The sequence below is a fragment of the Pseudomonas sp. WS 5412 genome (genome assembly GCF_012985615.1).
Lineage (GTDB): Bacteria > Pseudomonadota > Gammaproteobacteria > Pseudomonadales > Pseudomonadaceae > Aquipseudomonas > Aquipseudomonas shahriarae.
In genome coordinates, this window is sequence record NZ_JAARMB010000006.1 from 113,993 (window position 1) to 139,509 (window position 25,517).

A 25,517-nucleotide genomic window follows, 5' to 3' on the forward strand; every position below is an offset into this window, starting at 1 on the left:
CCAAGGATGAACAGAATCCTCATCGTGTTACTCGCCGCGCTCTACAGCCAGGGTGTGCTGGCCGAAACCCACGTCATCAAGGAGTTCCTGGCCGACCCGGTGGAGGTGGTGGACGAGCAGGGCAAGCTGCAGCGGGAAATCGCCCGCAAAGACACACCCAAGCAACCCGTTCAGGTGTTGAAACTCAACAAGGAACTGGAACTGGTCCAGGTGGAGCTGGCTGGGCAGAAAGTCTGGCTGGATACCGGGGACCTGCGCATCGAGCCGCCCTTCCACGTCACCGAGCTGCCGTGCCAGCTCATGCCCCAAAGCCTGGCCAAGGACAGTAACAACAAGTCCACCCTCGGCTACGGTGCCGGCTGCAATCAATAAGGGAGTATCGCGGTGAAGGGATATCTATTGCTGGCCAGTGCATTGCTCAGCGGCTGCGCCACCTTGAAGGGGGCAGACCAGGCGTTTATGAACCTGGTGGGGCCATCGACGCAGTCGCGCGTCGAAGGCCACTATGTGGATAACGCCGACGTGCGCCAGTACTACAAGCTCGACCCGCAGCGCGCGGGCCAGCAGCGCTTGAGCTACGACGGGCGCACCGTACCTGCCGCCGAGGCACGCCAGCAGAACCTGGTGGATATCCCGATGCTGCAGGTGTACTTGCAGGGCATCGTCACGCGCCTGTCCAAGGGCTGGCCGGGGCAGTTGCCGCTGTTGCAGGTGAAGATCACCGACAGCTACACCTTCGGGCCGTCGGCGGACCCGTACGGCAATATCTTCGTGCCCCTGGGCATGCTGGAGAACGTCGGCAGCGAAGATGAAATCGCCGCCATGCTCGGCCACGAAATGAGCCATGTGCTGTTGCATCACCATGACCGCGCCGCTGCCTTCCAGCAGCAGAAGGATATGTTCACCACCGTGGCGTCCACTGTGGCCCTGGCAACCGTGGCGGCCAACACCGGGGTGGACCGCAGTTCGGGCACCATGAAACTGTTCAGCAAAGACCCGGCCGGCACGCAAAAAACCATCGGCAATACTGTGCTGTATACCTCGCTGGCCAACAGTTTTTCCGACAACGTGTGGAGCACTGCGTGGGGCCGCAGCCAGGAAGACCAGGCCGATCTGCTCGGCACCGACCTGATGATCCGGGCCGGCTACGCGCCCCGTGCGGCCACCCACAGCCTAGAGCGCCTGAATGATTTCCAGGGCAAGCAGAAACCATTGCTGACGGGCTTTCTCACCGCCCGCAAGGACGCGATGCAAGACTCATTGCAGCAGTTCAACCTCGACCGCTTTACCAAGGAGCTGGACGTGCTGGTCAAGGACGGCCTGACCAATACCATCACCGCTACCACCGATTACTTCAACCGCTCCCACATGTCCGCCATCGACCGTGACACCGAGCTGCGCCAGTACCTGCAACGCGAGTACCGCAAGGAGCGCCGCGCCCGGGTCAACACCACGAACTGGCCGAAGGTGCGTGACGCCGCCCCTGTGGCCAAGGCCATGCAGGGTTACAAGGACGCCTACGCCGCCACCGCCGCCCTGGCAAAAAACAAGGTGCCCGAGGCCGATGCGTTTATCCGGCGCGCCTTGAGCTCGCCGGTCAAGGACCAGCCGAACATCCGCCGCACCGCCTACGCCGTGCGCCTGGCCCAGGGCAAAAACGCCGAGGCGCTCCAGCAATTGCAGGCGATCAGGGACTGGTCCCTGGCCGGGCCTTCGACCTATGACTTGATGATCAGCTACTACCTCAAGCGCGGCGATGGCAAGGCCGCGCTGGCCATGATCGACACAGCCGAGCGCCACCTGGGTTCGGAAGAGTTGTTTATCACCGAGAAGCTGCTGGCCAATCAGCAACTGCAGAACACCCAACAGGTGCAAAGCGTACTGCGCAAATGCGGGCAGTACCCGACACGCAAGGCCAACTGCCAGAAGTTGGCGCAGGTCAAGGCGTAAGGTTTCAGGCAGCCATAAAAAAACCCCGACACGTCGGGGTTTTTTATTGCCTGGTATCAGGCACGACGCACGATCTTAGAACACGTTGATCGGGTAGTCGGCGAACAGACGGATTTCGTTACCACCAACGTTGTAGTTGTTGGCGTTGGTCGAAACACGCAACCAGGAGGCACGGGCACGCAGGCTCAGGTCTTTAGCCGGGCCGCTCTGTACCACGTACTTGAACTGGTTGAAGATTTCACGCTCGGTGCCATCGCCACGGTTGCTACCGTCGTCGATGTTGGTGCCGCGCACGTAAGCGATGTTGTAGCTCAGGCCCGGTACGCCAAAGGTGGTGAAGTCAATGCCGTAGCCGACCTGCCAGGAGCGCTCGTCTTTACCGTTGAAGTCAGACCAGAAGGAGTTGGCCAGCAGGATGGTGTTACCACCGTCGCCGATACCACTACCCTTGGTGTTGTTACGGTAGCCGCCGTACATGTAGCCGGTGTCACCGGTGCTGCGCTGGTGTGCCAGGGTCAGGCTGTGCGGACCGAAGGCCCAAGTGGCGCCCAAACTCCAGATTTTATTGTCGCGAGCGTCGGCATCACCTTGAGTCAGCTGGGCGAAGCTCTTGTCCAGCTTGGTCTTGTAGCCGTTGAAGTCAAACGTCAGGGACTGCTCTTGCGGCAGGGCCAGCACGTAGTTGACGTTGACGTATTGCTTCTTCAGCACGTCTTCCATGTCGGATGCGTACAGCGCGGCCGACAGGCTTTCGGTGAATTTGTAGCTACCGCCCAGGTAGGCGATGTTTTTCAGGTTGCCGCTGTCGGTGCCTTCGGCGCCTTTTTGGGCTTCCTTGGTGAAGTAACCGCCTTGCAGCTCCAGACCCTTGATCTCTTTGGAAACGATCGAGGTACCGGTGTAGGTTTCCGACAACAGACGGGAGTTGTCGTACTGCAGGACCGGCACGGCTGGCATCTGGTCACCGTACTTCAGTACGGTGCTGGAGATGCGTGCCTTGACGGCTGCGCCGCCCTTGGCCAGGTCGTGTGGTGCTGCGCCGCTGTCGCCTTGCTTGAAGAAGTTGATGCCACCAGCGCCGCTGCGACCTTTACCACCGTCCAGACGGATGGCGTATTGGCCGATCACGTCCACACCCACACCGACGGTGCCTTGGGTGAAGCCGGACTCAAACTTACCGATAAAGCCTTGGCCCCATTCAGCTTTATCTTTACCGCCGTCTTTGTAATCGCGGCTGATATACGCATTACGCGCCGCGATGTTCAGGTGGCTGTCTTCCACGAAGCCTTTGGATTGCTCCTGGTCGTTTGCCATTGCCTGAGTAGCGCTCAAAATCCCCAGAGCAATCAGACCCATCCGTTTATTCAACATTTTCTTATTCCTTATTACTGGTTGAGTACGCGCTGTGACACCTGGCTCCATTTGGCTTTTTTGGTATCAACTTTCCCCGGATAAAAAAAGGCCCGCGGACGACCGAATATGCCGCGGGCCTTTTTTTATAGGGAAGTCATGGCGGTTAGCCACAGGCGTTGAGGCGAATCCTATCCGCGCCCTCAGCCGCATGTCAATTTAGTGAATCGTCTGTATTTAGGCAAAAAAAGTCTAAGCGATATTATTTAGCCATTATTTACGCGATATATACGCTCGGCCAATTCATCGCCTGAATAAGCCGCTGGTGGGTAACGCATTTTCCCCTGCGGCGTAAAATTCTATAAAAAACACATCTTGAAACATTTGTTTTCGTGGAAGGTCGAGGAATGATTAACGCGCGCAAATAGCAAGCATTATCATTCGCGCGTTTTCTTCCTCCTTCTTACGGATACGCCCCTAGATGCCTGCCTCTCGCCTGACGCCCATAACCCTTGGGCTTTCCGCACTGCTGTGCGCCGGATTTGCCTGCGCCGCGACCACACTGCCCGCCACCTCCATCAGCGCCGAAGCTGACGAGGACGACCCGCGCGTCAAAGACACCAACACCGCCACGCGCACAAGCACGCCGGTGCGCTACGTGCCCCAGGCGATCGACTCGGTAAAGACCGAGAACCTGCGCGCCTACGGCACCAACGATCTGGGCCAGGCCCTGAGTGGCATCCCCAACGTCAGCAGCGGCGCCGACACGCGCTTCGACAGTTTGCGCATCCGTGGCTTCGATGCCAGCAACGACTTCTACCTCGATGGCATCCGCGACGACAGCCAGTACGTACGCGACCTGCACAACATCGAACGCATCGACGTGCTCAAGGGCCCCGCCGCCGTGTTGTACGGCCGTGGTGGCCAGGGCGGGATCGTCAACCGCGTCAGCAAAATGCCCCAGGCCGGGCGTGCTTCCAGCCTCGAGGCCCAGGGCGGCACGAACGGGCTGCGCAGTCTGTACACCGACTTGAGCGCTGACCCGACCGAGAACATCAGCCTGCGCCTGAACATGGGCAACGAGGACACCGACAGCTTCCGCGACGGCATCAGCGGCAACCGCAAACTGTTCGCGCCGTCGATAAGCTGGCAACTGACCCCGCAACTGAACTGGCTGGTGCAATACGAATACAGCCGCTACGACCGCACCCCGGACCGTGGCATCCCCGGCGTGCGCGGGCGCCCGGCCGATGTGAGCCGCGACACCACCTACGGCGACCCACGGGACTATATCGACGACACCACTCAGTCCCTGCGCTCCAAGCTCGCCTATGAACTCAACGACAGCTGGCAACTGCGCCACACCCTGGGCGTGTTCAAGCTCGACAGTGACTTCGACAACACCTACCTGAACGGCTACGCCCCCAAGACCAACACCGTCGCGCGCCAGCGCTGGCAGCAAGACCTGACGACGCGCAACGTATTCAATAACGTCGAACTCGAAGGTGGCTTCAATACCTTTGGCCTGGAACACCGCCTGCTGACCGGCGTGGAGCTGGGCAGCCAGCGCCGTGATCCGAAGTTGTACAGCGCGGTAACGGCCACAGTGCCCGGCCTCGATCTGAACCACCCCAACCGCCACCTGAGCCATACCGGGCCGATGACGATCTCGAGCAACAATCACACCGAGGTCGAAAGCCAAGGCCTGTATGTGCAGGACCAACTGCGCCTGAACGATCAGTGGCAGTTGCTCGCGGGTTTGCGCTACGACCGTTTTGAAGTGGACACCACCAATAAAATCATCAACCTGGGCAAAAAGGTCGACAGCCACAACACCAGCCCCCGGCTGGGCGTGGTGTGGACGCCAGTGGAGAACCATTCGTTCTACGCGTCGTGGAGCAAGACGTTTTCCCCCACCGGCGGCGGCCTGATCGGCATCACCCCGAATGCGACGGACAATACCAATGACCTGAGCCCCGAGCTGACCAAGCAAAAGGAAATCGGGGTCAAGAGCGACTGGCTCGACGACCGCTTGAGCACCACCCTCGCCGTGTATGAACTGGAGCTCTACAACCGCCGCACCCGCGACCCGGAGAAGCCACTGATCACCCTGCTCAGCGGAATCCAGCGTTCCCGTGGTATCGAGCTGACCACCACCGGCAAAATCGTCGGCAACTGGTATGTACGCGGCGGCATCGGCGTACAGGATGCCAAAGTGGTGAAAGACAACAATGGCTTTGAAGGCAAACGCATCAGCGACGTGGCCAAGCGCAACGCCAGCCTGTTCGTTACCTGGAAACCGGAAATGGGCTGGTACGCCGAAACCGGCCTGACCCTGGTGGGTGATCGTTATGCCGATAACGCCAACACCGTGGTGTTGCCGGGCTATGGCCGCTGGGACGCCCTGGCCGGGTTCCGGCACAAGGACTGGGATGTGAAGGCGGCGCTCAATAACATCAGCGACAAAACGTACTACGCGTCGGCGACCAGCGCCAACCAGATCCAGTTTGGTGAGCCGCGCAGCCTGGTGGTAACGGGGACGTACAACTTCTAAGCCACATGCGGCTCATGGGGGAGCGGGCTAGCCCTAATGCCGATCAGTTTGCTCAAAACAGTGAAGATCAAATGTGGGAGCGGGCTTGTCGGATCGCCGCATCGCCGCGAAGACGTCGGCCCAGCCAACATTGATGTTGACTGACCCACTGCTTTCGCGAGCAAGCCCGCTCCCACAGGGGATCTGCGCTTAACTGACTGGCATTAGGGCTAGCCCGCTCCCACACTTGCAGATCAGTGTCAGTCAGTTGCGGATCAATTCGCACAGCACCTGCACTTCATCCTCACTGAACAACCCCAGCGGGTAGCGCTCACTCATCACCCTGCGTGGATCAGCCTGCCGGATCCGGCGCGAGCCGTTTGCCTTCAACCAAAGTGCCAGCGTGTGAATCGCGTCACCTCGCACGACCGAAGGATGGGGCGCGCGTGTATAGACCAGGTTGATATCGGCGTTCATTTCAGCGCTCTCTCCTACTGCTTGAGCGGCTAACTTACTCAAGGTTTATGACAGAACTGTGCAGTCACAAACCCCGATCACTGTCACAACGCCGATACAAGAGCTATGCCAATAAGCCCGATTTACGGGCTTGCACACACAAAAAAGCCCACGGCCCCAATGGGCCGTGGGCTCGCTGTTATTGCCCAGTGCAGTGGCTGGCGATCAGCCGTCGTACGGCGAAATCGCCTGTTACAAGTGCACTCAGTTTTTGTGCGGCGCGGGCTGTTGTTGGGTCAGACAGTGGATATTGCCGCCCCCCAGTAACAGTTCACGACCTGGCACCATCACCACTTCATGTTGCGGGAACAGGCCCTGAAGGATTTCCTCGGCGCGGCTGTCCAGCGGGTCATCAAAACTCGGCGCGATAATGCCGCCGTTGACGATCAGAAAGTTGACGTACGAACCGGCCAAACGCACGGTCGGATTACGCTCCTGGGAACCGTCCACCGGATCAACACCGGCGCACTCTTCCTCAGTGGCGTACAACGGCCCCGGGATCGGCATTTTATGTACGATAAACGCGCGGCCCTTGGCGTCTGTGCTGTTTTGCAGCACGTCCATGGCGGCATGGCAGCGCGCATAGTTCGGGTCTTGCGGGTCGTCGGTCCACGCCAGCAATACTTCGCCCGGGCGCACGTAGCAGCAGAAGTTATCCACATGGCCGTCGGTTTCGTCGTTGAACAGACCGTCGGGCAGCCAGATGATCTTATCCACAGCCAGGTTGGCGCTCAGGACCGCTTCGATCTCTTCGCGGCCCAGGTGCGGGTTGCGATTACGATTAAGCAGGCATTCCTCGGTGGTGATCAGCGTGCCTTCACCATCAACGTGGATCGAGCCGCCCTCCAGCACAAAACCTTCGGTGCGATAACGCGGGCTGCGCTCGATCTCAAGGATCTTGCCGCCCACCTGGGAATCGCGGTTCCACGGCGCATACAAGCCACCGTCAAACCCGCCCCAGGCGTTGAAATCCCAGTTCACGCCACGCACTTCACCCTGGTCATTGATCACGAAGGTCGGCCCGCTGTCGCGTACCCACGCATCGTCGCTGGACATCTCCACCACTCGGATATTCGGCACATCCAGGCGCGCCCGGGCGTTTTCGTACTGGCCGGCGGAGACCGCAACCGTCACCGGTTCAAAACGCGCAATGGCCTTGGCCACTGCCGCATGGGCCGCCTGCGCCGGCTTGCCGCCCAGGCGCCAGTTGTCGGGGCGCTCGGGCCAGACCATCCAGGCCTGGGTCTGGGGCGCCCACTCGGCTGGCATATAAAAGCCGTCAGCGCGAGGCGTGCTGTGCAAAGTGGTCATGGCGATCAGGACTCCAGGGAACCGTCGAGGGTCTTGAGCGCGCCGTACAGGTTCGGCCGGCGATCACGGAACGAGCCCCACGCGCTGCGGATGTGCTCCAGCTCATCGAGGTCGAAGCTGTGCACCAGGATGCCTTCTGCGGTTTCGTTGAGCTCTTCGACTTTTTCGCCGAACTGGTTGGCAATGAACGACGAGCCGTAGAAGGTAATGTCGTAGCCGTCCTGCTCTTCGTTGCCGATGCGGTTACTGGCGATCAGCGGCATCAGGTTGGCGCCGGCATGGCCTTGTTGCACGCGCTGCCAGTGGTCGCGGGACGAAATGGTCTTGTCGTGTGGCTCGCTGCCGATGGCGGTCGGGTAGAACAGGATCTCTGCACCTTGCAGCGCCATGCTGCGGGCGCATTCCGGGAACCACTGGTCCCAGCAGATGCCCACGCCGATCTTCGCGTAGCGGGTGTTCCACACTTTGAAGCCGGTATCGCCCGGGTTGAAGTAGTACTTTTCGTGGTAGCCAGGGCCATCCGGGATGTGGCTTTTACGATAAATCCCGAGGTTGGAGCCGTCGGCGTCGATGATCGCGATGCTGTTGAAACGCGCACGGCCAGCCAGTTCGAAGAAGCTGATCGGCAGCACCACTTGCAGTTCCTTGGCGATTTTCTGGAAGTGCTTGATGGCCACGTTGTCGTCAACCGAGGTCGCCAGTTGCAGATAGTCCGGGTTCGGCTTCTGGCAGAAGTACGGGCTTTCGAACAGTTCCTGGATCAGGATGATCTGCGCGCCTTTGGCGGCGGCCTCACGGACCAGCTTTTCAGCGGTCTCGATATTGGCTTCAAGGTCCCAGGAACAAGCCATCTGGGTAGCGGCGACGGTAACGATACGGCTCATGAATCATCTCCTGGGCGGTGGTCAGCGGCCAGGATAACCAGAGCCGATGACAGAAAGGGGAATGCTGCGCGACTTTATAGCGGATAAAAATCGGCTTTTAAAGCGCGCAAACATCCGACTATCTAAAAAACTCAAAATATTACCGATAACAATCGGCTTTAAAAGTGAAACCCCAATCAACTGTGGGAGCTTTTCAATTTATTGAAGGGGGTTACAACCCTTCATCCAACACCTTCGACAACATGTCGACAAAGAAATCCACACTGCGTTTAGACGTGACCATCGGCGGCTTGATCTTGAGGATGTTCAAATAGTCCCCGGTCGGCTGCATAAAAATCCCCAGCTCACGCAAGCGATCACACAGCTTGGCGGTTTCTTGCGTCGCCGGCTCCAGAGTCTGCCGGTCCCGCACCAACTCCAGCCCCAGATAAAAGCCCGAGCCATGCACCGCCCCCACCAGCGGATGGCGCTCGATCAGCGCCTCGAGCCGCGCCTTGAAGTGCCCGCCGACCACCTGGGCGTTTTCCCAGAGTTTTTCTTGCTCCATCACATCCAGCACCGCCAGGCCAATCCGGCAACTGACCGGGCTGCCGCCGGAGGACGAGAAGAAGTACCCTTCAGCCTCCAGCGCTTCGGCGATTTCCCGGCGGGTAATCACCGCACCCAACGGCTGGCCGTTACCCATGCCCTTGGCCATGGTGATGATGTCCGGCACCACGCCCTGCTCTTCAAAGCCCCAGAAGAAATGGCCCATGCGCCCATAGCCAACCTGCACTTCATCGGCGATACACACCCCACCCTGGGCGCGCACCAGGGCATACACCTGCTGCAAATAGCCCGGTGGCAGGGAGATGCCACCGGCATTGCCATATACCGGTTCGCAGATAAAGCCCGCCAACTGGCGCTGGCTGGCGGCGATTTTCGCCAGGTTGTGCTCAACGCTGCGCACGTAATCCGGTGCAGTGTCCGGGCCACGGAATTCGCCGCGATAGGTATTGGGCGCGGTCACGGGGTGCACCCAGTCGGGCCGGCTGCTCAGGGCCTGGGGGTTGTCGGCGATCGAGGTGGACACCGCATCGGCCGCCACCGACCAGCCGTGATAGGCCTCCAGCACACTGAGCATGTCGCGCCCGCCGCTGTAGGCCCAGGCCAGGCGGATCGCCAGGTCGTTGGCTTCGGTGCCACTGTTGACCAGGAACACGCGGTCCATGGACTCGGGCGCCAGCGCCAGCAGACGCTCGGAAAACTCGGCAATTGCGGCGTAATGAAAACGCGAGTTAGTGTTGAGCAGCGACCACTGCCGCGCCGCCACCTGGGCCATGCGCGGATGGCCGTGGCCCAGTACCGCGACATTGTTGAGCATGTCCAGGTACGAGCGGCCCTGCATGTCGATCAGATGATTGCGCCAGCCACGCTCGATGCGCGGCGGGTCGACGTAATAGTGCTTCTGCGAGCGGGCGAAGCTGGCATCGCGCCGGGCCAGCAAGGCTTCTGGATCCACCTCCGGCTCGGCGTCACAGGCCAGGCCCAGCAGCGTCGCCGGCGATGGGCACAACGCCTGCCAGGCCGCAGCGCGGGACGGCGTGCAGAACAATGGCGGATCAAGGTCAACCCGGCACAGTTGCACGGTCAATGCCCCGCACGCCTCCCCCAGGACCTGGCCTTTGAGCACCGCGGCACCGGGTTGCAAGGCATTTTTCAGGCCCTGTAGCCGTACATTCAGTTGCGCGCTATGCAGACTTAATACGCCATCGGCGGTGCAGCGCAGGATGCCGGCGAACGGCGCCTCTACGACGCTGCCCTGGGGCACATACAGTTCGACGTGCAGAGCGAACGTGTGCGGTTCGCTCGCGCAGTCCGGGCGCGTGCGGGACAAGCGATACTGGCCATAACGACTGGCCGCCAAGCCGTGGACCGTTGCAGCCTGCTGCAATAGATGTTGGTCGATGCCAGGGGTTTCCCAGTTTCCGGCTTCGAAATGTTCACTGAGTACACCCAGGTCGATCAGCGCGAACTCGCGCCCCACCAGGCCCGGCAGCAGCGGGGCAAAGCCTTCGCCGGCCACTGGTTTGGGGGTTGCACCGACGCACGCCTGGATCGCCGCCTCCATCAATTCAAACGGCACCGAGGTGGCAACGTGGAAAATTTCCCACTCGTGCTCGGCATTCTTCAACAGGTAAGAGTTATCTGGGTCCAGGCGCTGCTGCTGTTCGCTGCTCAGGACTAGAACCGCCGCACGGGCCACAATCAGCGGCCACAACGCCTGCAATTCCTGGGGTTGCAAAGGGGTCAATGCGTGACAGGCCTGGATCGCCGGCAGGATCGCAAACGGGTCGCCGTCAGCGTGGTGCAGTAAAGCGGCGCAGGTCACCGACAGGTCGGCAATCCGCCAGGTATGCACCAAATCACCGAAGTCGATAACGCCCTGCACCTGCCAATGCCGCTCAGCATCCCGCTGCCACACCACGTTGTCATCGGTGATATCCATATGCACCGCCTGCCACGGCAATTGCTCGGCCAGGGGGCGCAGGCGCTGCTCGACCTGGGCGGCGACCTGTTCCAGGGCCGTACGCTGGGGCAGGTTGTCGAGTGTCGAGAGTAAATGACGGATCAGTTCCAGGGCGTGGCGCGGGTCCCACTGCAGGGTGCGCTCCAGGCCCTCATGGGCGAAGCCGGCCAATGCCCGGCTCATCTGCCCGCACAGCTGGCCAAACCCGGCGATCAGCTCACGGCCCAGGTGCGGCAGGTGGGTCAGCGGCTGGCCGTCGATATAGTCCAGCAACCGCAGGTGCACCGCCTGCCCGGCGACCGTCAGGCTCAGCAGTTGCTCGCCATCAAGGGTACTGATGACCGTGGGCACCCGAACCGCCGCCTGTGCCTGCAGGTGCGCCAGGGCGGCGTGCTGGGCGTGCAGCTCGACGGCAGCATACTCGCCACGGCAGATTTTCAGGACGAAGCGGCCCCGGTCACTGTCGACCCGGTAATTGAGGTCTTGCTGGCTGCCCAGGGACTGCAGCGTGCCACTGAGGCCGTAATGTTGCTCAAGCAACTGCAAGGCTTGCTCCGGCCCGACTTGAGGGCACGGCAAACTGGCGCGGTGGATCAATGTATCGAGCAACATGTGACGGCCCCTGGTTTTTTTGTCCGGCGCTTATATCGCCATTGTTAATAGGTCGGATGCAACCCTAGCCCATTGTGATGGTCTTCTTTGAGCACGCAAGCCGGGCCAATCTGACCACCGCCCCTTGCACCGCCCATCGCAAGCCCGCAAGCTATGCCCCATTCGCTCAATGTCCGTCTAAGGAAAAGGCCTCTCGACATGCGTATTCTTGTTACCGGTGGTGCCGGTTTTATCGGTTCCGCACTGATCCGCCATTTGATTCAAAACACTGAACATGAAGTTCTCAACCTCGACAAGCTGACCTACGCGGGCAATCTTGAGTCGCTGACCAGCATCGCGACCAACAGCCGCTATGAGTTCGTCCAGGCCGACATCATCGACCAGGCCACCGTCAGCGCAGTGCTGGCACGCTTCCAGCCCCAGGCCATCATGCACCTGGCGGCCGAGTCCCATGTCGACCGCTCCATCGACGGTCCGTCGGACTTTATCCAGACCAACATCGTCGGCACCTACAGCCTGCTTGAAGCCACTCGCGCCTATTGGCAACAGTTGGCAGAGCCGGCCAAGAGCGCCTTCCGCTTCCATCACATTTCCACCGACGAAGTGTATGGCGACCTGCATGGTGTGGATGACCTGTTCACCGAAACCACGCCTTACGCGCCCAGCTCGCCTTACTCTGCGAGCAAGGCCGCGTCCGACCACCTGGTTCGCGCCTGGCAGCGCACCTACGGTTTGCCGGTGCTGCTGACCAACTGCTCGAACAACTACGGGCCGTTCCACTTCCCCGAGAAGCTGATCCCGCTGGTGATCCTCAATGCCTTGGCAGGCAAGGCCCTGCCGGTGTACGGCGATGGCCTGCAAGTACGTGACTGGCTGTTTGTCGAAGACCACGCCCGCGCACTGCTCAAAGTAGTCACCGAAGGTGTAGTGGGCGAGACCTACAACATCGGCGGGCACAACGAGCAAAAGAACATCGACGTGGTGCGTGGCATCTGTGCACTGCTCGAAGAGCTGGCGCCACAGCGTCCGGCCGGCGTTGCCCAGTTCACCGACCTGATCACCTTCGTCAAGGACCGTCCAGGCCATGACCAGCGCTACGCTATCGACGCCAGCAAGATCGAGCGCGAACTGGGTTGGGTCCCGGAAGAAACCTTCGAGAGCGGTCTGCGCAAGACCGTGCAGTGGTACCTCGATAACCTGGAATGGTGCCGCCGGGTCCAGGACGGCAGTTATCAGGGCGAACGCCTCGGCAACACCGAAGCGAAGGACCTGATTGCATGATGAAGGGAATCGTACTGGCCGGTGGCTCCGGGACGCGCCTGCACCCCATTACCCTGGGGGTTTCCAAGCAGTTGCTGCCGGTGTACGACAAACCGATGATCTACTACCCGATTTCCGTGCTGATGCTCGCCGGAATCAAGGAGATCCTCGTGATTTCTACGCCGGTGGACTTGCCGCAATACCGTAACCTGCTGGGCGACGGCAGCCAGTTCGGCGTGCAGATCAGCTATGCCGAGCAACCCTCGCCCGATGGTTTGGCACAGGCCTTCCTGATCGGCGAAGCGTTCATCGGCAATGACCCCGTATGCCTGATCCTGGGCGACAACATCTTCCACGGCCAGCATTTCAGCGAGCAACTGCGCGCCGCCGCCAAGCGTCCATCCGGCGCCACAGTGTTCGGCTACTGGGTCAAGGACCCGGAGCGCTTCGGCGTAATTGATTTCGACGGTGAAGGCCGCGCGCTTTCCATCGAAGAAAAACCCGCCAAGCCAAAGTCCAGCTATGCCGTGACCGGCCTGTACTTCTATGACAACGATGTGGTCAAGATTGCCAAGGCCGTCCAGCCCTCGCCACGCGGCGAGCTGGAGATCACCGACGTCAACAATGCCTACCTCAAGCGCGGCGACCTGCATGTCGAGCGCTTCGGCCGTGGCTTCGCCTGGCTCGATACCGGCACCCATGACAGCCTCCTGGAAGCCTCGATCTATGTGCAGACCATCGAGCACCGCCAGGGCTTGAAAGTGGCTTGCCTGGAAGAAATCGCCTACGAAAACGGCTGGATCGACCGCGACCATCTGCTGGAGCGGGCCAAATACTTCGGCAAGACTGGCTATGGCCAGTACCTGTTCTCCCTCGCAGGGGAAACCCAATGAATGTGAGCGGTACACCGTTGAAAATCCTCATCACCGGCCAACACGGCCAGGTTTCCCGCGAGCTGCAACTGCGGCTCCAGGGCCTGGGTGAACTGGTCGTGCTCGGTCGCGACCAGCTCGACCTGGCCAACCCCGAGCAGATCCGCCAACAGGTGCGCAGCCATCGCCCTGGGCTGATCATCAACGCGGCGGCCCATACTGCTGTCGACCAGGCCGAGAACGAGCCCGAGGTGGCCTTCGCGATCAATGCCACGGCGCCCGGCATCCTCGCCGAAGAAGCCAAGGCCCTGGGCATCCCGTTGATCCACTACTCCACCGACTATGTGTTTGACGGTAGCAAGTCGACGCCCTACACCGAGGACGATGCGCCCAACCCGTTGGGTGTCTACGGCCAGAGCAAGCTGGCGGGCGAGCAGGCCATCGCGGCGGTGGGCGGTCAGTACCTGGTCCTGCGTACCAGTTGGGTGTATTCGAGCCACGGCAAGAATTTCCTGCTGACCATGCAGCGCCTGCTCCAGGAAAAACCGCAGATGCGTATCGTCGCCGATCAGATCGGTGCGCCGACCTGGGCCGGGACCATCGCCAACAGCACCCGGGCACTGATCGAGCGCTGGCAGGACGGCCAGGCCGGGGACTGGGGCGTCTATCACTTGACGGCCCAGGGCGAGACCTCGTGGTTCGGCTTTGCCCAGGCCATTGGCGAGCAACTGCTGGCCGAAGGCAAGGCGTGCGCCGAGCTGGAAGGGATTCCCGCCAGCGACTACCCCACGCCCGCCAAGCGCCCGTTGAACTCGCGCCTGGACTGCAGCCGCCTGCAACAACAATGGCACGTCGGCCAACCGCAATGGCGCGAAGCATTGCGCGAGTGTCTTGCACTGCAGCACTAGGCATAATGCGCCTGTACCCACAGGCGCAGACTTACATGACTCCACCCCTTCCACGAAGACCCCGCTGGCGCAGCCTGGCGTTGCTGGCGTTATGCCTGGCACCGCTGCTGTGGCCGCTGGAGCATCTGGCCGAACGTTACTACCGCAGCGAGCTGGCCGGGCAGAACCGCCAGACCCTCGACCTGTACGTCGCCAACCTGCTGGGCACCCTGCACCGCTACGAAGTGCTGCCGCAAATCCTCGGCGAATTGCCGGCCTTGCGTACCGCCCTGGAAGCGCCTCACATCAGCACCAACCTGGTCGCCGCCAACCAGTTGCTCAAGGAGGTGTCAGCCCAGGCGGGCGTGGAAGTGATGTACCTGATGGACACCCGTGGCAAGACCCTGGCCGCCTCGAACTGGGACAAACAGGACAGCTTCGTCGGCCGTAACTTTTCCTTTCGTCCGTATTTCAGTGAGGCCATGGCCGGGCGCCTGGGGCGTTTCTTCGGCCTGGGCACCACCTCGGCCAAGCGCGGGTACTTCTTCGCCGCTGCGGTGCGCGAAGACGAACATGTGATTGGCGTGCTGGTGGTCAAGGTCGACCTGGACCACACCGAGAGTCTCTGGGGGCAGACCCCCGAGCAGCTGCTGGTCACCGACCACAACGGCGTGGTGATCCTGACCTCACGCCCACAATGGCGTTTTCGCGCGACCCGGCCACTGACCGAGGCCGAGCACCAGGCGATCGTCGCGATCCAGCCCTACCCGACCCGCGATCCACAGCCCCTGACTTTCAGCTCCAATGCCTGGCTGCGCCAATCCACCGAAATCGCCGAAACCGGCTGGAAAGTGGAGATTCTTGCGCCGCGCACCCTGATCGACCGCCCTGTGCGCACGGTGGTTGCCGTCGGCGGCGCGACCTTACTGGTGCTGATGCTGCTGCTCGGCCTGATGATGCAGCGCCGTCGCCACTACCTGGAACGCATCGCCTTTGAAGCCAAGGCCCGGCGCGAGCTGGAAATGCGCGTGGCCGAACGCACCAGCGACCTCGAAGGCCTCAACCGTCGCCTGCGCCAGGAAGTGCTGGAGCGCGAAAATGCCCAGCAGGAATTGGTGCGCGCCCAGGATGACTTGGTGCAGGCCGGCAAACTGTCGGCGCTGGGCACCATGTCGGCGAGTATCAGCCATGAACTCAACCAGCCCCTGGCGGCCATTCGCAGTTACGCAGAAAACGCCGAGATTCTCCTCGACCACCAGCGCACCGACGACGCGCGGGGCAACCTCAAGCTGATCAGCGAGCTGACCGGGCGCATGGCCTCGATCATCGCCCACTTGCGCGCCTTTGCCCGCCGCGACCGGCATGCCCCGGAAAGCGTGGCCCTGCAACCGGCCCTGGACGACGCCCTGGCATTGCTGGCCAAACGCCGGCGGGCCATGGAAGTGGAGCTGATCCGCGACTTGCCAGAAGCCTCCCTGTGGGTGGAGGCCGGGGAAACCCGCCTGCGCCAGGTGCTGGGCAACCTGCTGGCCAATGCCCTGGATGCGTTGACCGAAAAGGGTCCGCCGCGCAAATTGTGGCTGAGTGCCGAATCCACCGAGCAGGGCGTCAACCTGTACATCCGCGACAACGGGCCGGGGTTCTGCATGGAAGCCCTGGGTCGCGCCGGCGAGCCCTTCTACACCACCAAGACCCGCACCCAGGGCCTGGGGTTGGGCCTGGCCATTTGTGACACCCTGATGCGTGCCTTTGGTGGTGAACTGCTGTTCGCCAACCACAAGGAAGGCGGCGCACTGATAACCTTGAAACTGCGCGCCGGAGCACCCGGCGTCAGTCTGCAACCGTCCGAGGACCGCAGTGTATGACTATCGAAAACCAGATTCAGGTGGTGTTGATCGACGATGATCCACACCTGCGTCAGGCCCTGTGCCAGACCCTGGACCTGGCCGGGCTGAAAGTCCTGCCCCTTGGCGAGGCTACCGGCCTCACGGCGCGCCTGACGCGGGATTGGCCAGGGGTGGTGGTCAGCGATATCCGCATGCCCGGCATGGACGGCCTGGAGCTGCTCACCGAACTCCACAGCCTCGACCCAGAGTTGCCAGTACTGCTGATCACCGGCCACGGCGATGTGCCACTGGCGGTGCAAGCAATGCGCGCCGGCGCCTATGACTTCCTCGAAAAACCCTTCGCCAGCGACGCCCTGCTCGACAGCGTGCGCCGCGCCTTGTCGCTGCGCCGGCTGGTGCTGGACAACCGCAGCCTGCGCCTGGCCCTGAGTGACCGCCAGCAATTGAGCACGCGCCTGGTCGGCCAGTCGGCGCCGATGCTGCGCCTGCGCGAGCAGATTGGCGCGCTGGCGGCGACCCGCGCCGACGTGCTGATCCTCGGCGAAACCGGTGCCGGCAAAGAAGTGGTGGCGCGCGCCCTGCATGACCTGTCGAACCGCCGCACCGGGCCCTTCGTCGCTATCAACGCAGGCGCCCTGGCCGAGTCCGTGGTCGAAAGCGAGCTGTTCGGCCATGAGCCAGGGGCGTTTACCGGTGCGCAGAAACGGCGCATCGGCAAGTTCGAATTTGCCAACGGCGGCACGTTGTTTCTCGATGAAATCGAGAGCATGAGCCTGGATGTGCAGGTCAAGTTGTTGCGTCTGCTACAAGAGCGGGTGGTCGAGCGCCTGGGGGGCAATCAGCAGATCCCGCTGGATATCCGCATCATCGCCGCGACCAAGGAAGACCTGCGCCAGTCCGCCGACCAAGGGCGCTTTCGCGCAGACTTGTACTACCGCCTGAACGTCGCGCCGCTGCGTATTCCGCCGCTGCGCGAGCGGGGCGAAGATGCCCTGATGCTGTTCCAGCACTTCGCCGACGAGGCCAGCAGCCGCCACGGCCTGCCGCTGCATGAGCTGCAGCCGGGCCAACGGGCAATGCTGTTGCGCCATAACTGGCCGGGCAACGTGCGCGAACTGCAAAACGTCGCCGAGCGCTTCGCCCTTGGCCTGGAACTGGCCCTGGACAGCGCACCGGACGGCCCGGCGCCGGGTGTACCGATGTCTACGGGGGGGTTGAGCGAGCAAGTCGAGCACTTTGAAAAAGCCCTGATCGCGGCCGAACTCGGCCGCCCCCACAGCTCTGTGCGCAGCCTGGCCGAAGCCCTGGGCGTGCCGCGCAAAACCCTGCATGACAAGTTACGCAAGCACGGCCTGAACTTTGCCGACAGCGGCAACGCCCACGCTGACGACGATTGACCTTTTCCCCCCTGCCAAGAGACTGCCATGAGCCGCGATAGCCGTTACCTGGAATCCATTCTGCACCATGACATCCCCCTGACCCGGGAGATGGGCCTCAAGGTGCTCGACTGGCAGGACCGGCAACTGCGCCTGCACTTACCGTTGCAAGCCAATATCAACCACAAGAGCACCATGTTCGGCGGCAGCCTGTATTGCGGCGCGGTCTTGGCGGGCTGGGGCTGGCTGCACCTGCAATTGCGCGAGGAAGGGATTGAAGACGGGCATATCGTGATTCAGGAAGGGCAGATCAGCTACCCATTGCCTGTCACCCAGGACGCCACGGCGATTTGCCAGGCCCCGGAGGACAAGGTGTGGAAGCGCTTTTTGGCGACCTACCGGCGCCATGGCCGGGCGCGGCTGGCGTTGCAGGCGTGGATCGTGAATGAGGGCATTGAAGCGCGGGCGGTGGCGTTTACCGGGCAGTACGTGTTGCACCGCTAGGCAAGATCATCCAAGGCCTATCTGGGAGCGGGCTTGTGTGGGAGCAGGCAAGCCCGCTCCCACATTTGATCTGCATTGCCTTCAAGAACGGGCCAGAGTCAGCAAACGCTCGCGCCAGGCGGCCTTGGCCGGCAAGGCCAGGAAGAACGGGTTCAACAGCGACTCGCGTGCCGGGTAGCTGAACGGCTGGCCATTCAACTCCAGCACTTCGCCGCCAGCGCCTTCCAGCACACCCTGGGCGGCGGCGGTGTCCCACTGCGACGTCGGCGCCAGGCGCGGATAGCAATCGGCGCTGCCTTCGGCCAACAGGCAGAATTTCAAGGAGCTGCCGATATTGGCCAGCTTCAACTCCCCCAGCCCTTCACTCAACCCATCGAGCAAGCGCTCCTGTTCGGGGCTGGTGTGGCGGCGGCTGGCAACCACGGTGAACGCCTCGCCTGCGGCCGGCTTCTGGCGCACCTGAATCGGCCGAGGTGCGGCATTCACGTCGGAGCGCCACGCCCCAAGCCCGGCGCCGCCGAAGTAGCAGCGGCCACTGGTGGGCATCGACACCACGCCAAACACCACCTGCCCCTGTTCGATCAAGGCGATGTTGACGGTAAATTCTTCACTGCCGCTGATAAATTCCTTGGTGCCGTCCAGCGGGTCCACCAACCACCAACGCTGCCAACCGGCACGCACGCTCTGGTCGATATCGGCATCTTCTTCCGACAGCACCGGGATGCTTGGGTCCAGCGCAGTGAGGCCGGCGAGAATCAGGTGATGGGCGGCCAGGTCGGCGGCGGTCACCGGCGAATCATCCGCCTTGGCCGTCACGGCTACATTGGCGCGCCAGTACGGCAGGATGACCTCGCCGGCCTGGCGGGCCAGTTCAATCACCGGGGCAATGTACGGGTGGCCGAGGAACAATTCGCTCATGGCTGGAAGGCTCCACGCTGGGTCAACAAGTCCCGCACCAGGTACAACGCGGCCAGGGCCCGGCCTTCGCTGAACTGCGGGTTCTGCGCCAGTTGTGCCAGCTCGCGCAGGTTGACCCGGTCCACGCGCATCGGCTCGGGCTCGTCGCCTTCCAGGCGCTCTTCGTACAGCTCGGTGGCCAGCACCACCTGGATTTTCTGGCTCATGTAGCCAGGGGACAGGGACAGTTCGGTCAGGTGCTCCAACTGCCGGGCGCCATAGCCCGCCTCTTCCTTGAGCTCGCGGTCTGCCGCCGCCAGCACGTCTTCGCCCGGCTCGATCAGGCCCTTGGGCAATGACAGTTCATACTCATCCGTGCCACCGCAGTATTCTTCCACCAGCAGCGCGTGGTCAGCGTCGATCATCGCCACGATCATCACCGCGCCATACCCTGCACCCCGGCCCACCAGGCGCTCGTAGGTCCGTTCAACGCCATTGGAAAAGCGCAGTTGCACTTCCTCCACGCGGAACAAACGGCTACTGGCGACAATTTCGCGGGCGAGGACAGTGGGTTTCTGGCGCATAGAGGGCTCCTTGGCGTGATCGGGTTACTATACCGTGGCTTTTCCGATTGTCTGTGTCGGATATGTTTACTTACTTGCTTGAGAACCCACCATGCCGCCACTGCCCTGGTCCGATATCGACACCGTCCTGCTGGACATGGACGGCACCCTGCTTGACCTGCATTTCGACAACCACTTCTGGATGGAACACCTGCCCCGGCGCTATGCCGAACTGCACGGTGTGAGCCTTGCCCTGGCGGAGATGGAGTTGCAGCCGCTGTTCGAGCGTAACGCCGGCCAGTTGCAATGGTATTGCCTGGATTTCTGGAGCACCGAACTGAAGATCCCGGTGCGCGAACTCAAACTGGAAACCGCCCACTTGATCGCCCTGCGGCCGGACGCCGATACCTTTCTGGCGGCCATCAAGCAGGCCGGCAAGCGCGTGATCCTGATCACCAACGCCCACCGCGATTCGCTGTCGTTGAAGCTGGAACGCATTGAGTTGGCGCCGTATTTCGAGCGGCTGATCAGCTCTCACGACTATGGTTTTGCCAAGGAAAACCCGCAGTTCTGGGATGCCCTGCAAGCGGACATCGACTTCGACCCGGCGCGCAGCCTGTTTATCGACGACACTCTGCCGATCCTGCGCAGTGCGCGGGATTTTGGCGTGGGGCATTTGCTGGCGGTCAAAGAGCCGGACAGCCGCAAAGGGCCGAAGGATACGGCGGAGTTTGATGCAGTCGGGGATTACCGGGAATTGATCAGCGGGCTCTAAAACTAGATGTGAGGCCCCTGTGGGAGCGGGCTTGCCCGCGATAGCGGTGGGTCAGAGCTAGATCTGCTGACTGACACACCGCAATCGCGGGCAAGCCCGCTCCCACATTATTCAGTTGCTCCGGGTATTACTCAGGAATACGCAGCGTCTGCCCTGGGTAGATTTTGTCCGGGTGCGACAACATCGGCTTGTTGGCCTCGAAGATTTTGTTGTACAGATTGGCATTGCCGTAGACCGACAGGGAAATCGCGCTGAGGGTGTCGCCCTTTTTCACCACGACAAAACGGGCAGCCGCAACAACAGGGCCCGACACAGTGATCTGGTCATCCACGGTCGCCACGCCGGCAATGTTGCCCAGTGCCAGCAGAATCTTCTCTTTCTCCTCCTGGGTGGCGACTTCACCAGTCACCGTCACCTTGTCGCCCTCCACGGTGGTCTGCACATTCGGGTTACCCAGGCCGACCTTGGCAACGTGATCCTTCAACTGCTCACTCGCGTTTGCATTACCCGGCGTCAACAGATCAACGATTTTCTCGCCGGCTTCTTTGATAAAGCTAAAAAGACTCATAGTGCGCTCTCCTTGGGATTGGGTTTCCAGATGCCAAAGACTAGACCAGTCTTACAGACCTTGGTTCCAGCCCGACCAATGACGCAAACGCGCTAGAATCCCTGCGCCATTGGAATAAGCCCCCGGAGCGAAGATGGACATCAAACAACTGAAATTCCTCATCGCCCTCGACGAAACCCGTCACTTCGGCCAGGCGGCCGCGCGCTGCCACATCACCCAGCCAACCCTGTCGATGCGCCTGCGCAGCCTGGAAGAAGAGCTGGAGCTGCCGCTGGTCAATCGCGGCCAGCGTTTCGAGGGTTTTACCGCCCCTGGCGAGCGGGTGCTGGCGTGGGCGCGTACGGTGCTGGCCGCCTATGACGGCCTGCAGGCCGAAGCGGCCGCCTGCCGAGGCAACCTGGTGGGGACATTGCGCCTGGGCGTGGTGCCGCTGTCGAGCTTTGATCCGCTGGCCTTGATGCAACAGTTGCACAGGCAACACCCCAGCCTGCGCTTTGAGCTGTCGGCGTTGAGCTCCGAGCAGATCCTCGAACAACTGGCGAGCAATCGCCTGGACCTGGGGGTGTCCTACCTTGAACGCCTCGACAGCGAGCGCTTTGACTCCCTGGCCCTGGACGAAACCCGCATGGGCCTGTTGTACGACCAACGCTTTTTCAGCTTTGGCGAAAAGCCCCTGAGCTGGGAGGCGCTGATCGAGCTGCCCCTGGGCATGCTCACCAGCGGCATGCATTTTCGCCAGTCCATCGACCATAACTTCCACAGCCGCGGCCTGACGCCACACCCCTTGCTGCAAACCGATGCCGTCCATCAGTTGCTGCAGGCCGTGCATGGCGGCCTGTGTTGTGCGGTGATGCCCCTGGACGGCGGCCTCGACGCCCTGACCGAACACCTGCGCCTGCAACCTATCGAAAACGCGCAAACCCTGGCCAAGCTGGGGCTGATCATGCGGCGCAGCGCGCCACGTTCGGCGTTGGCCGAGGCATGTTTCGCGCTTTATCAGTAATCGCTACCGGAGCATTGATCGACGTCATCTATCGGTAGATCAGTATTGGCGATTAGACGCGACCCTTTGTCGCGCCTAGTCTTCACTCTGAACACTTCGCCGGTGACTAGACTTGATGAACGCCCAGCGCCCAGCGTGCGCGGCGCCTGCCCTGACAACGCCCGCGCCTGCCGCCAGCCAGAGTTATCAATATTGCAGCCTCGACCACACGGAATCGGCCAGCACCGCGCTGGCCGAGGAAGTTGCGTTGGCGATTGCCTACAACCACATCAGCCAGGCCGTGATGCTGGTGACGCCCACCGATCTTGAAGACTTTATCGTCGGCTTCAGCCTGGGCAGCGGCATCATCAGCGACATCAGCGACATCTATGACCTGCAACTGAGCGGCGCAGGCTCGGCCCAATACGCCCAGGTGCAGATCTGCAGCCGCGCCTTCTGGAACCTCAAGCAACAGCGCCGGCAACTGGCCGGCACCAGCGGCTGCGGCCTGTGTGGCGTGGAAGCCGTGGAGCAGGCGTTGCCGGACCTGCAGGTTTTGCCGGGCGCACCGCTGCCGCCTGCCGCCTGGCTCGAGGGCTTGCGCCAGCGCATCAGCGCCTTCCAGCCGTTGGGCCAATACAGTGGCGCGGTGCATGCGGCGGTGTTCATGAATAACCAGGGCGAACTGCTGCTGGGCCGCGAAGATATCGGCCGGCATAACGCCCTCGACAAACTGATCGGCGCCCTGGTGCGCCAGCGCATCCCGACCGAAGGCGGCGTGGCGATTGTCACCAGCCGTTGCAGCCTCGAATTGATCCAGAAAGTCCTGCGCGCGGGCATCCAGACCCTGGTCAGCCTGTCGTCACCCACCGGCCTGGCCCTGCAATGGGCGCGCCGGCACAACCTCAATCTTATCCACCTGCCGCAAAAAAGCGCGCCGCGGGTCTACAGCCCTGCGATGGAGTACCAGCCATGAGCAATCATCACCAAGCCGACCAAACCCCGACCCCGCGCTACAAGCCCTACAAAGGCCCGGCGGGCGGCTGGGGCGCGCTGATCAGCGTGGCACAGGCGTGGCTGACCAGCGATAACGCGCTGAAAAACCTGCGCATGATGCTCAAGACCAACCAGAACGGCGGCTTCGACTGCCCGGGTTGCGCCTGGGGTGACTCGCCGGAAAGCGGCATGGTCAAGTTCTGCGAGAACGGCGCCAAGGCGGTCAACTGGGAAGCCACCAAGCGCCGGGTGGATGCGGCGTTCTTCGCCAAGCACAGCGTCAGCTCCCTGCTGGAGCAAAGCGATTACTGGCTCGAATACCAGGGCCGCCTGACCGAGCCGATGAGCTATGACGCCGAGACCGACCGCTACAAGCCAATCAGCTGGGAGTCGGCCTTCGACCTGATCGGCAAGCACCTGCAAGCCCTGCCAAGCCCGGACATGGCCGAGTTCTACACCTCGGGCCGCGCCAGCAATGAAGCGGCATACTTGTATCAGCTGTTCGTGCGCACCTATGGCACCAACAACTTCCCGGACTGCTCGAACATGTGCCACGAAGCCAGCGGCGTAGCCCTGGCGCAAAGTGTGGGGGTCGGCAAAGGCACCGTGACGTTTGACGACTTCGAACACGCTGACGCGATTTTTGTCTGGGGCCAGAACCCCGGCACCAACCACCCACGCATGCTTGAACCGCTGCGCGAAGCAGTGAAACGCGGCGCCCAGGTGGTGTGTATCAACCCGCTCAAAGAGCGTGGCCTGGAACGCTTCCAGCACCCGCAACACCCACTGGAAATGCTCACCAACGGTGATAAACCGACCAACACCGCGTATTTCCGTCCGGCGCTGGGGGGCGACATGGCCATCCTGCGCGGCATGGCCAAGTTCCTGCTGCTGTGGGAGCGCCAGGCCCAGGCCGAAGGCAAGGAAGCAGTGTTCGACCACGACTTCCTCAATGAACACACGGTCAATGTGCTGGATTACCTGGCCAAGATCGACGACACCTCCTGGGATGAAATCGTCGAACAGTCCGGCCTGAGCCTGGTGGAGATCGAGCAAGCGGCGCGCATGTACGCCAAAGGCAAGAACGTGATCATGTGCTGGGCGATGGGCATCACCCAGCATCGGCATTCGGTGCCGACCATCCAGGAAATCGCCAACCTGATGCTGCTGCGCGGCAACATCGGCCGCCCAGGTGCCGGCCTGTGCCCGGTGCGTGGCCATAGCAACGTGCAGGGCGATCGCACCATGGGCATCAACGAACGGCCGCCCGTGGCCTTCCTGGATGCCCTGGAGCGTCGCTTCCAGTTCAAGGTACCCCGTGACAACGGGCATAACGTGGTCGAAGCCATTCACGCCATGCTTGAGGGCCGCGCCAAGGTGTTTATCGGCCTGGGCGGCAACTTCGCCCAAGCCACGCCTGACAGCCCCCGCACCTTCCAGGCCTTGAGCAACTGCGACCTGACCGTGCAGATCAGCACCAAGCTCAATCGCAGCCACTTGGCCCACGGTAAACAGGCTTTGATCCTGCCGTGCCTGGGTCGTACCGACATTGATATCCAGGCCGATGGCCCGCAAGCGGTAACGGTGGAAGACTCGTTCAGCATGGTGCACGCCTCCAACGGCCAATTGCAGCCGCTGTCGAAGCTGATGAAATCGGAACCGGCCATTGTCGCCGGCATCGCCGCCGCCACCCTGGGCAGCAAACCGGTGGACTGGAACTGGCTGGTGGCCGACTACCGCCGCATCCGCGACTTGATCGCCGACACCATTCCCGGCTTCAAGGACTTCAATGAGCGCGTGCAGCACCCAGGCGGTTTCTACCTGGGCAACAGCGCCGGCGCCCGCCGCTGGAACACGCCGTCAGGTCGCGCCAACTTCCGCGCCAACATCCTGCCCAAGGACCTGGTGCATGAACGCACCCGCGCCACTGGCCAGTTACCCGACCTGATCATGCAATCCATGCGCTCCCATGATCAGTACAACACCACTATCTACGGCCTGGATGACCGCTATCGTGGGGTCAAGGGCCAGCGCGACGTGTTGTTTGTCAACGAAGCCGACATCATCCGCCTGGGCTTCAAGCCGGGGCAGAAGGCCGATATCGTGTCGATCTGGGACGATGGCCGTGAACGCCGGGTCAAGGGCTTTACCTTGCTGGCGTTCGATATTCCGGCGGGGCAGGCGGCGGCCTATTACCCGGAGGTCAACCCGCTGGTGCCGTTGGAAAGCACTGGGGATGGTAGCCATACGCCTACTTCCAAGTTCGTGGCGATTCGCCTGGAAGCGGCCAGCGACAATGGTCTGATCATGGCCCGGACCGCCTGA

General features: G+C 61.9%; 21 protein-coding genes. 13 read left to right on the top strand and 8 right to left on the bottom strand.

What is annotated here, in order from left to right; genetic code table 11:
* Positions 1-6 precede the first annotated feature (6 nt).
* Positions 7-372, top strand: coding sequence for a hypothetical protein (locus tag HBR94_RS10660; RefSeq protein ID WP_057437096.1), 366 nt, complete (start codon positions 7-9; stop codon positions 370-372).
* 12 nt (positions 373-384) lie between these two features.
* Complete coding sequence (locus HBR94_RS10665) at positions 385-1,950, top strand: M48 family metallopeptidase (RefSeq protein ID WP_169959960.1); 1,566 nt, start codon at positions 385-387, stop codon at positions 1,948-1,950.
* A gap of 75 nt (positions 1,951-2,025) precedes the next feature.
* Here the strand turns inward: HBR94_RS10665 and HBR94_RS10670 are convergent, their stop codons facing one another.
* A complete protein-coding gene (locus HBR94_RS10670; protein ID WP_057958017.1) occupies positions 2,026-3,321 on the bottom strand; it encodes an OprD family porin in 1,296 nt (431 codons plus the stop codon).
* 460 nt (positions 3,322-3,781) lie between these two features.
* On the opposite strand from HBR94_RS10670, the gene HBR94_RS10675 reads away from it, so the two are divergent.
* A complete protein-coding gene (locus HBR94_RS10675) occupies positions 3,782-5,854 on the top strand; it encodes a TonB-dependent siderophore receptor (protein WP_170044760.1) in 2,073 nt (690 codons plus the stop codon).
* A gap of 243 nt (positions 5,855-6,097) precedes the next feature.
* Here the strand turns inward: HBR94_RS10675 and HBR94_RS10680 are convergent, their stop codons facing one another.
* The 4 genes from HBR94_RS10680 to HBR94_RS10695 all read right to left on the bottom strand — a co-directional run bounded on the left by HBR94_RS10680 (position 6,098) and on the right by HBR94_RS10695 (position 11,665).
* Complete coding sequence (locus tag HBR94_RS10680; RefSeq protein WP_057437095.1) at positions 6,098-6,310, bottom strand: hypothetical protein; 213 nt, start codon at positions 6,308-6,310, stop codon at positions 6,098-6,100.
* A gap of 243 nt (positions 6,311-6,553) precedes the next feature.
* Positions 6,554-7,660: an agmatine deiminase gene (aguA, locus tag HBR94_RS10685; RefSeq protein ID WP_170044761.1), complete on the bottom strand. Its 1,107-nt coding sequence runs from the start codon at positions 7,658-7,660 to the stop codon at positions 6,554-6,556.
* A gap of 5 nt (positions 7,661-7,665) precedes the next feature.
* Complete coding sequence (gene aguB / locus HBR94_RS10690; protein ID WP_057437091.1) at positions 7,666-8,544, bottom strand: N-carbamoylputrescine amidase; 879 nt, start codon at positions 8,542-8,544, stop codon at positions 7,666-7,668.
* A 211-nt stretch (positions 8,545-8,755) separates the two neighbouring features.
* Positions 8,756-11,665 carry an aminotransferase gene (locus tag HBR94_RS10695; protein WP_170044762.1) on the bottom strand — a complete coding sequence of 970 codons (2,910 nt, stop codon included), beginning with the start codon at positions 11,663-11,665 and terminating at the stop codon, positions 8,756-8,758.
* Between the two features lie 198 nt (positions 11,666-11,863).
* Here HBR94_RS10695 and rfbB point away from each other — a divergent pair, with 198 nt between their 5' ends.
* The 6 genes from rfbB to HBR94_RS10725 are packed head-to-tail and all read left to right on the top strand — an operon-like array spanning position 11,864 to position 18,411.
* Positions 11,864-12,946 carry a dTDP-glucose 4,6-dehydratase gene (gene rfbB, locus HBR94_RS10700; RefSeq protein ID WP_057958011.1) on the top strand — a complete coding sequence of 361 codons (1,083 nt, stop codon included), beginning with the start codon at positions 11,864-11,866 and terminating at the stop codon, positions 12,944-12,946.
* Complete coding sequence (gene rfbA / locus HBR94_RS10705) at positions 12,943-13,818, top strand: glucose-1-phosphate thymidylyltransferase RfbA (RefSeq protein WP_057437086.1); 876 nt, start codon at positions 12,943-12,945, stop codon at positions 13,816-13,818. The genes rfbB and rfbA overlap by 4 nt, the downstream gene beginning before the upstream one ends.
* A complete protein-coding gene (rfbD, locus tag HBR94_RS10710; RefSeq protein ID WP_262383385.1) occupies positions 13,815-14,705 on the top strand; it encodes a dTDP-4-dehydrorhamnose reductase in 891 nt (296 codons plus the stop codon). Before rfbA ends, rfbD begins: the two co-directional genes overlap by 4 nt.
* A gap of 35 nt (positions 14,706-14,740) precedes the next feature.
* Positions 14,741-16,549: an ATP-binding protein gene (locus tag HBR94_RS10715; RefSeq protein ID WP_057437680.1), complete on the top strand. Its 1,809-nt coding sequence runs from the start codon at positions 14,741-14,743 to the stop codon at positions 16,547-16,549.
* Positions 16,546-17,928: a sigma-54 dependent transcriptional regulator gene (locus HBR94_RS10720; RefSeq protein ID WP_115127158.1), complete on the top strand. Its 1,383-nt coding sequence runs from the start codon at positions 16,546-16,548 to the stop codon at positions 17,926-17,928. Before HBR94_RS10715 ends, HBR94_RS10720 begins: the two co-directional genes overlap by 4 nt.
* A 27-nt stretch (positions 17,929-17,955) precedes the next feature.
* Positions 17,956-18,411, top strand: coding sequence for a thioesterase domain-containing protein (locus tag HBR94_RS10725; RefSeq protein ID WP_170044763.1), 456 nt, complete (start codon positions 17,956-17,958; stop codon positions 18,409-18,411).
* Between the two features lie 81 nt (positions 18,412-18,492).
* Here the strand turns inward: HBR94_RS10725 and cysQ are convergent, their stop codons facing one another.
* Positions 18,493-19,329, bottom strand: coding sequence for a 3'(2'),5'-bisphosphate nucleotidase CysQ (cysQ, locus tag HBR94_RS10730; protein WP_057958007.1), 837 nt, complete (start codon positions 19,327-19,329; stop codon positions 18,493-18,495).
* Positions 19,326-19,892: an ADP compounds hydrolase NudE gene (gene nudE, locus HBR94_RS10735; protein ID WP_057958006.1), complete on the bottom strand. Its 567-nt coding sequence runs from the start codon at positions 19,890-19,892 to the stop codon at positions 19,326-19,328. Before nudE ends, cysQ begins: the two co-directional genes overlap by 4 nt.
* A gap of 91 nt (positions 19,893-19,983) precedes the next feature.
* Between nudE and yrfG the strand changes: the two genes are divergently transcribed.
* Positions 19,984-20,646 (top strand): GMP/IMP nucleotidase, encoded by a 663-nt coding sequence (gene yrfG, locus HBR94_RS10740; RefSeq protein ID WP_057958005.1) that lies wholly within the window; start codon positions 19,984-19,986, stop codon positions 20,644-20,646.
* Positions 20,647-20,773: 127 nt separating this feature from the next.
* Here yrfG and lysM read toward each other — a convergent pair whose 3' ends face one another.
* The gene (gene lysM, locus HBR94_RS10745) at positions 20,774-21,214 is read right to left on the bottom strand and encodes a peptidoglycan-binding protein LysM (RefSeq protein ID WP_057437074.1); all 441 of its coding nucleotides are present in this window, start codon (positions 21,212-21,214) and stop codon (positions 20,774-20,776) included.
* A gap of 133 nt (positions 21,215-21,347) precedes the next feature.
* Between lysM and HBR94_RS10750 the strand changes: the two genes are divergently transcribed.
* The 3 genes from HBR94_RS10750 to HBR94_RS10760 all read left to right on the top strand — a co-directional run bounded on the left by HBR94_RS10750 (position 21,348) and on the right by HBR94_RS10760 (position 25,517).
* Positions 21,348-22,217 carry a LysR family transcriptional regulator gene (locus HBR94_RS10750; protein WP_057444600.1) on the top strand — a complete coding sequence of 290 codons (870 nt, stop codon included), beginning with the start codon at positions 21,348-21,350 and terminating at the stop codon, positions 22,215-22,217.
* Between the two features lie 115 nt (positions 22,218-22,332).
* Positions 22,333-23,172 (top strand): formate dehydrogenase accessory sulfurtransferase FdhD, encoded by an 840-nt coding sequence (gene fdhD, locus HBR94_RS10755; RefSeq protein ID WP_170044764.1) that lies wholly within the window; start codon positions 22,333-22,335, stop codon positions 23,170-23,172.
* Positions 23,169-25,517: an FdhF/YdeP family oxidoreductase gene (locus HBR94_RS10760; RefSeq protein ID WP_120731248.1), complete on the top strand. Its 2,349-nt coding sequence runs from the start codon at positions 23,169-23,171 to the stop codon at positions 25,515-25,517. The genes fdhD and HBR94_RS10760 overlap by 4 nt, the downstream gene beginning before the upstream one ends.

What these genes read in the sequence shown, in the direction of transcription:
- HBR94_RS10715 (WP_057437680.1), top strand. Translation starts at nt 14,741, where the DNA reads ATGACTCCACCCCTTCCACGAAGACCCCGCTGGCGCAGCCTGGCGTTG.
- aguB (WP_057437091.1), bottom strand. Translation starts at nt 8,544, where the DNA reads ATGAGCCGTATCGTTACCGTCGCCGCTACCCAGATGGCTTGTTCCTGG.
- cysQ (WP_057958007.1), bottom strand. Translation starts at nt 19,329, where the DNA reads ATGAGCGAATTGTTCCTCGGCCACCCGTACATTGCCCCGGTGATTGAA.
- nudE (WP_057958006.1), bottom strand. Translation starts at nt 19,892, where the DNA reads ATGCGCCAGAAACCCACTGTCCTCGCCCGCGAAATTGTCGCCAGTAGC.
- rfbB (WP_057958011.1), top strand. Translation starts at nt 11,864, where the DNA reads ATGCGTATTCTTGTTACCGGTGGTGCCGGTTTTATCGGTTCCGCACTG.
- HBR94_RS10695 (WP_170044762.1), bottom strand. Translation starts at nt 11,665, where the DNA reads ATGTTGCTCGATACATTGATCCACCGCGCCAGTTTGCCGTGCCCTCAA.
- HBR94_RS10670 (WP_057958017.1), bottom strand. Translation starts at nt 3,321, where the DNA reads ATGTTGAATAAACGGATGGGTCTGATTGCTCTGGGGATTTTGAGCGCT.
- HBR94_RS10680 (WP_057437095.1), bottom strand. Translation starts at nt 6,310, where the DNA reads ATGAACGCCGATATCAACCTGGTCTATACACGCGCGCCCCATCCTTCG.
- rfbD (WP_262383385.1), top strand. Translation starts at nt 13,815, where the DNA reads ATGAATGTGAGCGGTACACCGTTGAAAATCCTCATCACCGGCCAACAC.
- HBR94_RS10660 (WP_057437096.1), top strand. Translation starts at nt 7, where the DNA reads ATGAACAGAATCCTCATCGTGTTACTCGCCGCGCTCTACAGCCAGGGT.
- lysM (WP_057437074.1), bottom strand. Translation starts at nt 21,214, where the DNA reads ATGAGTCTTTTTAGCTTTATCAAAGAAGCCGGCGAGAAAATCGTTGAT.
- fdhD (WP_170044764.1), top strand. Translation starts at nt 22,333, where the DNA reads ATGAACGCCCAGCGCCCAGCGTGCGCGGCGCCTGCCCTGACAACGCCC.
- HBR94_RS10720 (WP_115127158.1), top strand. Translation starts at nt 16,546, where the DNA reads ATGACTATCGAAAACCAGATTCAGGTGGTGTTGATCGACGATGATCCA.
- HBR94_RS10750 (WP_057444600.1), top strand. Translation starts at nt 21,348, where the DNA reads ATGGACATCAAACAACTGAAATTCCTCATCGCCCTCGACGAAACCCGT.
- yrfG (WP_057958005.1), top strand. Translation starts at nt 19,984, where the DNA reads ATGCCGCCACTGCCCTGGTCCGATATCGACACCGTCCTGCTGGACATG.
- HBR94_RS10675 (WP_170044760.1), top strand. Translation starts at nt 3,782, where the DNA reads ATGCCTGCCTCTCGCCTGACGCCCATAACCCTTGGGCTTTCCGCACTG.
- HBR94_RS10725 (WP_170044763.1), top strand. Translation starts at nt 17,956, where the DNA reads ATGAGCCGCGATAGCCGTTACCTGGAATCCATTCTGCACCATGACATC.
- aguA (WP_170044761.1), bottom strand. Translation starts at nt 7,660, where the DNA reads ATGACCACTTTGCACAGCACGCCTCGCGCTGACGGCTTTTATATGCCA.
- HBR94_RS10760 (WP_120731248.1), top strand. Translation starts at nt 23,169, where the DNA reads ATGAGCAATCATCACCAAGCCGACCAAACCCCGACCCCGCGCTACAAG.
- rfbA (WP_057437086.1), top strand. Translation starts at nt 12,943, where the DNA reads ATGATGAAGGGAATCGTACTGGCCGGTGGCTCCGGGACGCGCCTGCAC.